Source organism: Thalassoroseus pseudoceratinae (assembly GCF_011634775.1).
Lineage (GTDB): Bacteria > Planctomycetota > Planctomycetia > Planctomycetales > Planctomycetaceae > Thalassoroseus > Thalassoroseus pseudoceratinae.
Map to the genome: position 1 here is coordinate 780,664 of NZ_JAALXT010000002.1, position 12,728 is coordinate 793,391.

The 12,728-nt window shown below is 53.1% G+C and carries 6 protein-coding genes; 3 read left to right on the forward strand and 3 right to left on the reverse strand.

Features of this window, described 5'->3' with window-relative positions; genetic code table 11:
- Positions 1–383 precede the first annotated feature (383 nt).
- From G6R38_RS08690 to G6R38_RS08700, 3 genes are all read right to left on the reverse strand, one after another.
- Positions 384–6,194, reverse strand: coding sequence for a PVC-type heme-binding CxxCH protein (locus G6R38_RS08690; RefSeq protein ID WP_206028513.1), 5,811 nt, complete (start codon positions 6,192–6,194; stop codon positions 384–386).
- A 114-nt stretch (positions 6,195–6,308) separates the two neighbouring features.
- On the reverse strand, positions 6,309–6,818 hold the full coding sequence (locus G6R38_RS08695) for a GNAT family N-acetyltransferase (RefSeq protein WP_166822933.1): 510 nt from the start codon (positions 6,816–6,818) through the stop codon (positions 6,309–6,311).
- A 160-nt stretch (positions 6,819–6,978) separates the two neighbouring features.
- Complete coding sequence (locus G6R38_RS08700) at positions 6,979–8,229, reverse strand: threonine synthase (protein WP_166822936.1); 1,251 nt, start codon at positions 8,227–8,229, stop codon at positions 6,979–6,981.
- Positions 8,230–8,349: 120 nt separating this feature from the next.
- On the opposite strand from G6R38_RS08700, the gene G6R38_RS08705 reads away from it, so the two are divergent.
- The 3 genes from G6R38_RS08705 (at position 8,350) to tgt (ending at position 12,702) form a co-directional block, all read left to right on the forward strand.
- Entirely contained in the window at positions 8,350–9,144 is a 795-nt protein-coding gene (locus G6R38_RS08705) for an endonuclease/exonuclease/phosphatase family protein (protein ID WP_166822939.1), read from the forward strand.
- Positions 9,145–9,265: 121 nt separating this feature from the next.
- Complete coding sequence (locus G6R38_RS08710) at positions 9,266–11,503, forward strand: PQQ-dependent sugar dehydrogenase (protein ID WP_166822942.1); 2,238 nt, start codon at positions 9,266–9,268, stop codon at positions 11,501–11,503.
- 62 nt (positions 11,504–11,565) lie between these two features.
- Complete coding sequence (gene tgt, locus G6R38_RS08715) at positions 11,566–12,702, forward strand: tRNA guanosine(34) transglycosylase Tgt (protein ID WP_166822945.1); 1,137 nt, start codon at positions 11,566–11,568, stop codon at positions 12,700–12,702.
- Positions 12,703–12,728 lie beyond the last annotated feature (26 nt).

The following is a 12,728-nucleotide window of genomic DNA, read 5'->3' on the forward strand; positions in this document are numbered from 1 at the left end:
ACAGTGTCGCCTGGGGGAGACAGTTTTGGGCCAAAAACGGTCGGAGGGAGCGAGCCGGGCGCCGTATTTGTGTGTCTTTGTGCAGTGTTGGTGAGTCGTCGTCTTTGTAGTGCAATTCGATAGGGGGAAATCGAGCGGACTGATCTTCAGGGACGTGAGATAAACTTGTCGGATCACGAAAAGAAAACGCGAATCGCCGGACCATCCGCGTTCATATCGTTATATCTCGTTGACGATGATGCGAACGATCAACGGGCATCGCGACCCATGTGTCAATGACGTGTCAACCGTCGTCGACACCGCTCGATTCGCCGCCCTTGCAACCGATCAGAGGGTGTTGCAAACCTGTATCTGTACAAGATTCAAGTGAGTGTTCGACCCCACTAGTCCTCGGCTAAAATCTCCAAGTTGATGTTACGGAAGCGAACTTCAGTTTTTCCACCACTATGGATTTGAAAGGCGATAATTCCGCGGTGGGCACCGTCCGGGTCATTGAGATCGACACATTTTTGACCATTGATTCGGGTCTGGATTTGATGGTCGTTGGCGATGATTTCGTATGTATTCCACTGGCCTGGTTTGACGTGTTGTTCGCCGGACTTGTCCCACAAGAGTCCGCGACCGTGCTCTTCGTACAGTTTCCCCCACCAGCCCGCACCGATATCTGCCTGATAACCACTCACTTCATGGTCATGTGCCCGACTGCGAAACTGAATTCCACTATTGCCCGCATTGTCAACGAGTAGTACTTCCAAGCTCAGGCGGAAATCTTCGACTGATAGATCGCTCACAATCCATTCGTTCTGCTTAAGCCCATCAGTGCGTCCCACTAATTCACCGTTTTCAACGGACCACAAACCTTGAGTACCATTCCATCCAGTTAAGTCTCGACCGTTGAATACTGAGGTTGCGTTCCCCGCGTTCGCAAGCATGGGAACTTGCTTCTTTCCTTGAAGATAGGCAATCAGTGAACGCACCTCGTGGGGTTTGAGCTGCTTCAATTGTCCATCCGGCATCATGGACTTTTGACTCTCGGCTCGCTCCTCGATTTCGTTCTTCGGAATAATGACCACAGCATCTGCTGTTTGAAGGGTGATGCTCTTGGCATCTTCATTCTTGATCAGCCCGTTCACAACTCGTCCATCCGTTGTCGCAATGACTGTAGGGCGATACTCCTTCGCCATAACGGAACTCGGGTCTACAATGTTACTCAAAAGATAGTCAATGTTCGCACGATTCGAGCCAGTCAGGTCCGGGCCAATCTTGTTACCGACGCCATAGAGGATATGACATTTCATGCATGTCTTCGCAAAGACTGAACGGCCAAGTTCTTGGTCGGCGGGCGGATCCTGTTCCGAGGCGATCAGTGTTTTAATGTTAGCGATCCGCTTTAACTTGTCGGCTGCGGTCTCCCGGACAGTACCCCAGACGGTCTTCAATAGAGAATCAATTTTCTGATCTTCAAAGAATTGTAACTGTCGTACGAGATCGGCTGTTAAGTCGGTTCCAGATATTTGTTTCGCTTCGATTGCCCTTAGCAACGCGACTCCCGTTGTCACGCGGGAGCAAAGTGTTCCTAAGGCCTTTCGTCGTTGATCCGGTTTGAGATTCGGATAGGCTTCTAGCAGAGAGGTTGCGATCTTTGGATCCTCGTATTGAGCGAGACCTTGAATTGCGGCATCCTTCAGTGGGTCGGACGCGGATAAAAGCCGGCATAAGGATGGCACAAAACCTGGGTCACCGGCGTCCAAGAGTGAATTGAGAGCAACAAGACGGGTTTCGACATTCGCTGTGTCGTCTTCGATTCTTAAACGCATCACAGCGAACGCTGCTGGATCACCGAAAGTGACTCCCAACGCGGTTGTTTGTAGTCGGACGTCTTCGTTGTTACTTGTCAATAAACGCTTGGAGACCTGCTGCCAGTCACGAGGAGCTTTGGCTCGACGTTGACCGATGAGTGCCGACCGAATGGCTTGAAGGTACGTAAGTTGTAAATCGCTCGTAGCTGCGTTTTCTAAACCACGAACAAGGGCAGCCAATGCTGAGTCGGCTCCAGAGCTTCCAATTCGTCGCAGCATAAACTCGCGGACTCGCGGGATGTTCTCTCCCGCGGAAATCGCTAATGCTAGCGCGCGTTCGGTATCTTCATCTGCCAATGGCTCGGCCGCGTACCAATACATCAAGCCAAGATTGTGGTCGTCCGCGTCTTCAGCGTGACTCATCAGAGCAGCAAGCAAATCCCATCGTTGATTGAGTGGCAATTTCTGTGCAGCCGACGCGAGATATCGTCGAACCACTTGAGATTCGTCTTGGCTTGCGAGTTCAATCATTCTTGCCAATAGACTTTCTGGCACTGCGGCGAAAGTTTTGTCACTCCTTTGATCTATATTCTCCAATGCCAGCTGAAGTGCCCATCCGCGGATGTACGGGCTTGGATCGTGAAACATCGTCTCATATTGTTCGTCTGACAGCGAACCAATAACATGCAAGGCCCATGCCGCCCGAAGTCGCCGTGTGTCTTCTTGATGATTTGCTAGGATGTTCGCGAAAAAAACCATCGTTTTCGAGTCAATCGTTCCGACGGCGGCCCGCTCTTGAAGAATCCGTCGTGAGTGTCGGACGTACCAGTCGTTTTGTTGGAGTACAAGTTGGGCGAGTTCCAAGTTGCTCATTGATGCGAGCGGTTGTTCTGGCTTCGATGTTTCGGACGGTCCGTAACAGATTTTATAGATCCGGCCGTTTGTTCGGTCATGCAGGTTTGCTTCACGTCGGTGACACGCCTGCATGTCGTACCAGTCAATCATCCAGGCATTGCCATCTGGACCATAGCGAAGATTGAGAATTTGCGAAGCCTTGTCGCCGGTCAGAAGAAAGTCTGGACCATGACTACCAATGTAACCGGATCCGTTTGGTTTTAAGATGTCCATGTTCAATCGTTGACCATGGATATTGTTCATGAAGATCTGGTTGCGATACTGCTTCGGCCAACGTCCTCCGAGATACACCATTGCTCCCGCGTGCGCATGCCCACCACCGGCTGCGTCCGACTTGCTGTTCCCACTATGTGGGGTCGCACCTAGATAGTGCAGGTGGTCGGCAATTGTCGGGATGTCGCTATATGTATGCGGGTTGAAATGGTGTCCGCCTTGTCGTTGGTATCGGGCTCCCTGAATGATGTGATAGAGATGAGGGATGACACAAGCCGTGATGAATGCCTGCCCATGATCATTAAAGTCGACACCCCACGGATTACTAGTTCCATGGGCAAAAACATCAAACTCATGCCGCAGCGGGTGATAACGCCAGACCGCACAGTTGAGCGGGGTACGTTCATCATCGGGAGTGCCCGGCTTGCCGACACGCGAGTGCGTAAACACACCATGGCAACCATACAGCCAACCATCAGGCCCCCAGATGAACGCATTCAACGTCTCGTGTGTATCTTGATAGCCCCAACCGTCTAGGAGAATTTCGGGCTTAGAGTCTGGAATGTCATCACCATTGCGGTCGGGGATGAACATGAGATATGGCGCAGCCCCCACCCAAACACCGCCAAATCCGACTTCGAGTCCACTGACGAGATTCAATCCTTCCATAAAGACTTTGCGTCGGTCGAGCGAGCCGTCTCCGTCAGTGTCTTCGAAAATCAGAATTCGATCACGCCCCAGGTCGCCTTTTGCCCGGATCGGGTATTCGTATGCTTCCGCGATCCAGACCCGTCCGCGATCGTCAATGGCCATGGCAATCGGTTGTTGAACGTCAGGCTCGGCGGCGCCAACGGCGACGGAAAACCCGTCAGGGAGTTTCATGGCGGCGGCAGCTTCCACAGCGGACAACCCAGCATAGGGGTACTCATCGGGCGAAAGAACAATAGAGACCGGTGTGATGTCAGCAGGGCGTTGGTTGTGGAGTCGAAAGTGATCGAAGTTCACATGGCCCCACCCACCGCGGTGATTGTCGACCAGCCGGATCATAATCTCCTGCCCCATGTGAGGACGCAGGTCGACAGTGATTTGTCGTAGCGACTCGTTGTTCTGCCCAACGACTTTATAGAACGATTTCCCCGTATCTTTCCGAACGAGTTCCACACGTGTGTCCTCGCCATCACCACCACTCATTAAGAAGGTGGCATATCGATCGGTGACGAGAAATGGCGTGGAAGTCAACGTACCAACGCGTTCGTCTCCAAACTTCTCAAAGCCGCCAATCCAGTAGTCGCCTTGATGGCGACTCCTCATGTCCGATCGACGGGCGAAGACGGTGTCACCTTTGATGGGTTGACCTTCCCACGCATTGCCATCAGCTGTCCAATCGGCCAGCGTGCCCGTTTCAAAGTCGAGATTGAGTTCCCGGCCATCAGCGGACTTTGGTTTTATGCCGGTTGCCGCGTTTGTTGGACTAGCATCGACTCGCTTGCCAACAACATAACTGTCATCCGATTTTTTGATTCGTAGATAGTCAATCCCAAACATATAGGCTTTGGCAGCCTTCGGGTTGGCCCCTAGTAACTGGACATTGAATCGATGGCGTTTGCCTTCGACGCTAGTTTTCGGAAATGAGAGCACACCCGTTGTGATGACCTCGGGGTTATAGAGATCGATGGGCGGGCCAAGGAGTTTATCATCGATTGATAGTTGGACAATGCCATAGTCGCGGGCACATGTTAACACAACTTCGATCTCAACGGTTCCCGTGAACTCTGGGAGGTCCACAGAAAGTTTTTCACCGGGTTGGGCGCCAGTCCACCAGAGGTGAGAATTGTTGCTCCATTGATCATCGGGAAAGGAAGACATTGCCTGTGGTCTTGCATTTCCTCGAGTTGGCTGTGCCGTGAGTGTCTCACCTTCGATCGCGTCTGCTACGAGACTCGTTCTTGGATCGATCTTAGAGCTAGGTCCTCGCAGAGTTTTACCATGGCTGACTTTGGTCAACTTCGGACCGGTATAGATCTTTGGCTGGGCGGCGGCGAATTCGTCTTGACTGACTGATTGCGTTTCCTGTCTCAGTACGTTGGCACCGAGCATTCCACCCACGACAATGTCAGGCTGTTTGTCTTGGTTGACATCGACGATCGAAATTTGCCGCCCAATCCCGGATTGGTCGTCGGCGAGGTAGGGGACCCAGTCAACACCGTCCTTGTTTCGAACTAATTTGAACCAGTACACCACCGCGCCGGCGTCCCACTGTGGACTTTGCTTGTGGTGCGACCAATAGGTTTTTCCCGTGACAATGTCTTTAAGTCCGTCGCCGTCCATGTCGGCCAGTGCGATCGAATGAAGTTCACTGAACACGATGCCGTATTTGTTCTCGGACGGATGTTGTCCCATGATGAGATGATGTTTAAAGCTCGGTTCAGTAGAGTTGTTGTCTGTCGAGACTTGTTCGTACCAACCAAGCCCGAATTCGTGCGCTCGATGCCCAGTGATCACATCGTTGTCTCCGTCCCCGTCCACATCATAGGCATACATCTCCGCACCACCGTAGCCCTCGCTGAAGGAGACCTCGTGCGGAATCCAGCGGGACGTCAATTGATGTGTGAGGGGCTGTTCGAACCAACCTTTGGAATGCAAAATGTCTCGCCGGCCGTCGCCATTGACATCACCAATGCCTAGGCCGTGCCCGAACCGCTTGGCTGTCATCTGCTCGGAAATTGGGTGAAACGTCCAAGTCTTAAAGGGACGATCCCAGTCAATCGTTAAGAAACCGAAAAAACCATCACGTGTGCAGACCAGTTCCGGTCGTTCGTCACCGACGAGATTCGTGAACTGAGGCGACTCATTCGAAACCCAGTCAAATACCTCATGTTGTGGCCAATGGGAATCGAATCCGTCTTGACCAGGATTTTCATATACATAGGCTGGTGTTCCTGGGAAGCCGACAACTAGCACGTCGTTCCGACCGTCACCATTGAAATCGTATATCCAGTTGAAGAAGTTGTCGGCATACGCATTTCGATCTTGGGGTTTCGGTTCATAAATCTCGTGCTTGGTCTTGAATTCCGGTCCGGCGAACCAATAGGGTCCATAAACGACATCTGGTACGCTATCCCCATTGACATCTGCTGCGTTAGCACCTTCCGAGAAGTACTCTTTCGTCAACTGCTGACGATCAAATGAGTGCGTCGTAAATTCCTCGGCATTGATCGAGACTGATAGCGACAGGAAAAATAATCCCAATTGTCCGGTGAAACGCATTCGGGAACCTCGTCTGAGAGAAAAAGCAAGTTTGCAAGACTTACCGCACACGTTTGGTATGTGCTCTGATAGTTGCTGATGAGTTTTTAAGCGGCGATTTGATAGATTGTATCGTTATTCAAGCTCGTCAGAAGGCGGAGGGTATATGACCTCCCCAAGAATACTGGAAAGGGAACCCGCAATCAGTTCGTGAGCCATCCATTCATCGCCACCGTCAAAGGGGGATGCGAGATGCGTTGCTAGTTCTGCAGAGAACTCGAACTGTTGGTAGGAATTTGGATGGCCAAGAACGATTGCGAAATCAAATCCTCGGTCTCTGCATGACTTGAGTCCTGCATCCACCAGCAGACTGCCGATGCCCTGTCGCTGATGATTCGGATGGACCGCCATTGGTGCGAGTGAGACTGCCGTTAGCGTTGGCGATTCCGTCACGATTTTCACGCGGCTAAAGAAGATGTGACCGATGACTTCCGAAGCGAGATCTGCGACCAATGAGACTTCTTTGAAGCCGCCGTCTCGAAGTGCGTCGATGAGATTTGCTTCGGCGGCATTGTCGAATGCGATGCGATTGACGTTCCGGATTCCTGCGTAGTCTCGTTCAGTCTCAGGACGAATCGTGACCATCAAAGTCCTCACGATAGAATGGCGAATGTTCGTGCCTAGTCTATATACATCCTGCGAAACGCTTGGTTGCATCTGCTATGATTGGGTTTGTGTCGTTTTGATCTTCGTTTTCTACTCGGTCCTAGTTGCGTCGATCTTTGATAATCGAAGGAAGTCGCATCTAGGAATCGTTCGCGGTTGCTAGATGCGTATAGTCAATCGGTTTTGTGCAATCCAATGTGTTCGTCATGGGGGGGAGTTCGTATTTCAGTCCCGTGGCACAGTTGAACAACACGGCTGATTCGTCAGCACGAACCCGACCGTCTTGAATGGACTGTTTATAGGCGGCGTATGTAGCCGCCCCCTCCGGGCACATTAGGAACCCTTCGCGTTCGGAGACTTCATCACGGGCTGCGAGAATTGCATCGTCATTGACGGCAATGGCGAACCCATTGCTTTCACGAACCGCTTGCAGAATCAGAAAGTCGCCAACGGCCACCGGCACACGAATTCCTGCTGCGACCGTATGGGCATTCTGCCAAAGTTCTGCAGAGTCTCGGCCTTCCTCATAGGCTTTGACCATTGGAGCGCATCCGGTGGCTTGCACCGCGACCATTCGGGGCAGTTTTCCGGTCAGCCAGCCGATTTCTTTGAGTTCGTTGAATGCCTTCCACATTCCGATCAATCCCGTCCCCCCGCCGGTGGGATAGAAGATGACATCGGGAACGTTCCAGCCGAGTTGGTCGGCTAATTCGAGGCCCATTGTCTTTTTACCTTCGATGCGGTACGGCTCTTTGAGTGTGGAGAGATCGAACCAGCCCATCGATTCTTTGCCTTTACGCACGATTCGTCCACAGTCGTTGATCAGTCCATTGACCCGCCAAACTTTGGCGCCCTGAGCAGCGATTTCGCGGACGTTGATTTCCGGAGTGTCTGCGGGGCAGAAAACGTAGCTTTCGATGCCTGCTCGGGTTGCGTAGGCTGCCAATGCGGCTCCGGCATTGCCATTGGTTGGCATCGCGATTTTTGTGATGCCAAGTTCCTTGGCCATCGAGATGGCCATGCACAGTCCGCGCGCTTTGAACGACCCCGTTGGCAGACGGCCCTCGTCTTTGACCAGCAAGTCGCCGCTGCCGGCTTGCAGTCTGGGAATCGGAATCAAAGGCGTTTGACATTCGCCAAGGCTGACGATGTTCTCCCGCCGCCGCACTGGTAGAAATTCTCGGTACCGCCACATGTCCGCGGGGCGAGTTGCGAGTTCCTGTTGGCTAATTTTCTGACTGAGTGTAGACAGGTCATATTTAACAATCAGCGGTTTTCCAGCTCGTGATAGGCCGTGCACTTGGTCCGCTTCGTAACGATCGCCCTGCATGCCACATTCCAGATGGGTCACGAAAGTGGGCCGCTCGGTCGTGAGATTATCGTTTGTCATAGCTGGTTCGTCTTTCGATTCTTGTCCGCCCGGTTGGCCGACTCGTTCCGCTGACGATAACATGGGCCGATGTGACAACCAACTCTCTCAACCTTCCCACGACCTTAAAGCCGAGCCGTTATGACAAAGATTGCGATTCAGTTTTCGACCTGGATGATGGTTTTCGCCGTTTTTGGATCACAGGGTTTAACCGCAGAACCGATTCGCTTGCGGGTCCTCAGTTACAACATCCATCATGCCGAGGGCGTTGACGGAAAACTCGATGTGGAACGAATTGCCAAGGTCATTAACGCAGTTGACCCTGACATTGTGGCGCTGCAGGAAGTCGATCAGAAAGTGCAGCGGTCGAATGGGGTGCATCAACCCAAAGAACTTGCTCGCTTGACGAAAATGAACGTCGCATTTGGAGCGAATATCCCCTTGCAAGGTGGACATTATGGCAACGCGATTCTATCGCGATTCCCGATCACGAAGCGCAAAAACGAATTGCTCCCCAATGTGAATGACGGTGAGCAACGGGGAGTATTGGTCGGTGAGATTACGATTCCCGATCTGCCAACGTCACTGTTGATTTTGGCAACGCACTTTGATCATCGAGCCAATGACCAAGAGCGAACTCTTTCCGCGAAATTCATCAATCAGCGTTTCACTGCTGACAACGGGCCGGCGTTGTTGATGGGGGATTTGAACGATGTGATTGGGAGTGCAACTCTCGATCAACTGGTGGTCGCCTGGACGCGGACGAACTCCAAAGCGTTGCCGACAATCCCGGTCAAACGACCAACGCGGCAGATCGACTTTGTCTTGTTTCGCCCGGTGGATCGTTGGACCGTCGTTGAGACGCGTGTATTGGATGAGGCGGTGGCTTCGGATCATCGGCCAATCCTGAGTGTGCTCGAAATCCGCCCTAAGTGACGTACCGCGTGCATTTCGATCGTTGCACTTCCCACGCGAGATGGGCAGAATGTCTGAACCAATCAACGTTCGCTGATAATTCGCTCAATCGCCCACTTCAATCTGAGGGAAATCTCCCTTGATGAATTCCACACTCTGTCGGCGTCGATTCGTCGGTTTCATCGTCATCATTCTTGTGTTGATCAGTTCCCGACAGGCATTCGCGGAAGTGCCGGACGTGTTTGCGTTTTCGGTGGATGAATACCAACCGGTGACGACTTCGACGGTCCAGGGATCACCGGAACCGCCGCTCCCGTTCACCGTCGAGCGAGCTTATCCAGGCTGGAAAGTCGTCCGTCCTGTTTTCGTGACAACGCAACCGGGAACACGACGGTTGGTTTATCTCGATCAACCAGAGAACACACAAAAATCACGGTTATGCCGGACATTGGCCGATCCGAGTGAGAGCACGGAAACGGAAGTCTTGGTCGACTTGGAAAGTCTGGCTTACGACGTGGCTTTCCACCCGGAGTTCCGCAAGAACGGCTATCTCTACGTTGGACACAATCGCAAGAAGGATGACGACGAGAAGTACACGTGCATCACCCGGTACACGATGCAGACTGAATCGCCTTACAAGCTGGATGCCGAGTCGGCGGTGGAGATCATTTCTTGGAAATCCAATGGTCACAACGGAGCGGCGGTGGCGTTCGGGACGGATGGCATGTTGTTTGTCACCAGCGGCGACGGCACGAGCGATTCTGATGGAGACCTCGTCGGTCAACGGATGGACTTGCTACTGGCGAAGGTGTTGCGGATTGATGTCGATCACCCCGCGAACGGGAAAATGTACTCGGTGCCGAAGGACAATCCGTTCGTCGGCCAACCGGGAGTCGCCCCGGAGACGTGGGCGTATGGTTTGCGGAATCCTTGGCGAATTGCGGTGGATTCGAAGTTGGGGCACGTTTGGGTGGCTCAAAACGGGCAGGATCTTTGGGAACAGGTTTATCTCGTCAATCCTGGCGACAACTACGGTTGGAGCGTCTACGAAGGGAGCCATCCGTTCTATCTCAATCGTGAACTCGGGCCGACACCGCATGTGAAGCCGATCTTTGAGCATCACCACACCGTTGCCCGGTCGCTCACCGGGGGAGAGGTCTTGTGGAGCCGGCAGTTCCCGGAACTCGACGGCGTTTATACCTACGGAGATTACTCGACCGGACGTGTCTGGGCGGCTCGCGTGGATGCAGATGGGCAGGTGAAGTGGCATCGCGAGATTGCAGACACAAGCTTGCAAATCACCGGGTTCGGAATTGATCCCGATGGGGAATTGCTGATTTGCGATCACCAGCCGGATGGCGGATTCTATCGGCTCAAGCGAACGCCAATGCAGTCAGCACCATCCCAATTCCCGCGGAAGCTCTCCGAGAGTGGATTGTTCGCATCGGTGAAGGAACATCGTTTGTTGCCGGGGGCGATACCGTATTCCGTCAACGCACCGTTGTGGTCGGACGGAGCGTTCAAAGCCCGCTGGATTGTCATTCCGGCGAGTGATGAAAAATCGGCATCGAAAATTAAACTCGCTAACTACAAAGGTTGGGATTTTCCTGAAGAGACAGTGATCGTCAAATCGTTCGCGTTGGAGTCGGAAAAAGGAAATCCCGCGAGTCGGAAGTGGATCGAAACACGGTTCCTCACGAAGCAACAGGGCGAATGGGCCGGGTATTCCTACCGCTGGAACGACGAACAAACGGATGCCATGCTTGTTTCGGATGCAGGAGCCGATGACGTCTTCTCAGTGAAAACGACCGACGGAATCCGCGAGCAGAAATGGCATTTCCCGAGTCGCACGGAATGCATGGTTTGTCATAGCCGTGCCGCCGGCTTCACGTTGGGGTTGTCGACGGGGCAGATGGATAAGTCGCATGATTACGGTTCCATTCAGGAAAACCAGCTAACCGTGCTTGAGCAGCTCGGTCTCGTGAACAAGCCTGTCAAGAAGCCAAAGTTCCAGTCGCTTGTCGATCCCCATGATAAATCCGCGGATCTCACTCGGCGGGTGAAATCGTACCTGCATGCGAACTGTGCGCAATGTCATGTCCGAGCTGGGGGAGGAAATTCACAAATCGAACTAAGTTTTGGTACGCCATTGGAGAAAATGAACATCGTCGATGTAAAGCCGATGCATCACAAGTTCGATCTGCCCGAGCCCCGACTGGTCGCTCCCGGTGAACCGGAACGATCGGTCTTGCTGCACCGCATGAAAATTCGCGGTCCCGGCCAAATGCCGCAATTGGCGACGTTTCATCAGGACGAGCAAGCAGTCAAACTGCTGACCGAGTGGATTCAATCTCTTCCGCAACCTGAAAAGTCCGAATAAGGTAAGAACCGTCGACTCAGGCAGTATCGCATCGTTGCATTCCATTGCCTATGATGCTCCGCATGAGTCATTTTGCCTTTGAATTGGAACAGACAGACCCAACCGGTGCGAGAGCCGGAATTTGGCGAACGCCGCACGGTTCCGTAAAAACGCCAGCATTTATGCCGGTGGGTACGTTGGCGAGCGTGAAAGGCATCACGCCGGATCAATTGCGGGATGCCCGCGTGCAGATGGTGCTGGCGAACACCTACCATTTAGCGCTTCGTCCCGGTGCGGATGTTGTAGCCGATATGGGTGGACTGCATCAGTTCATGCAATGGGATGGGCCAATTCTGACGGACAGCGGTGGGTTTCAAGTTTTCAGCTTGGCTCAATTGTCGGACCTCAACGATGAACGCGTGGTGTTCCGGTCTCACATCGACGGTTCGCCGTTCGAGCTCACGCCGGAGAAGGCCGTCCACATTCAAGAGCAACTCGGTGCGGACTGCATCATGTGCCTGGATGAATGTCCGCCAATCGAGTCGCAACCCAAATCTGAAGCTGCACAAACGGAACGTTTGGAAATCGCTGTCCGTCGCACAACTGCATGGGCTCGGCGGTGTCGGGATGCTCAAAGACGCGATGATCAAGCGTTGTTTGGAATCGTGCAGGGCGGGATCGATCCAAAGCTGCGGGAAAAGTCAGCGTGTGAATTGCTGGAACTCGACTTCCCGGGTTACGCGGTTGGTGGGCTGAGCGTTGGCGAAGATCCGGTCGATATGTACCGTACTCTGGATTTCACCACGCCGCATCTGCCCACGGATCGACCGCGATATCTGATGGGGGTCGGTCGGCCGCTTGACTTAATCGAAGGTGTTCTGCGTGGCATTGACCTGTTCGATTGCGTCATGCCGACTCGCAACGGACGCAACGCGACGGCGTTTACATCGGTCGGCCGTGTGCGGATGCGGAACCTTAGCCATCAACGCGATGATGCTCCATTGGACCCGAATTGCGCGTGTTTGACGTGTCGCACGTTCAGCAGGGCTTACCTGCGTCACCTATTCGTCGCGGGCGAAATGTTGGGGCCGATTCTGCTATCGTTGCACAACATCGCTTACTATCAAACCTTGCTTCGAGACCTTCGATCGGCCATTGAATCTGGTTCTGCGGCGGAGTTTCGCACCCGATACCTTGCCGCCCCGAATGAGTCCGTCTAAAATCCGCGCTGAAAAATAGGCGAAGT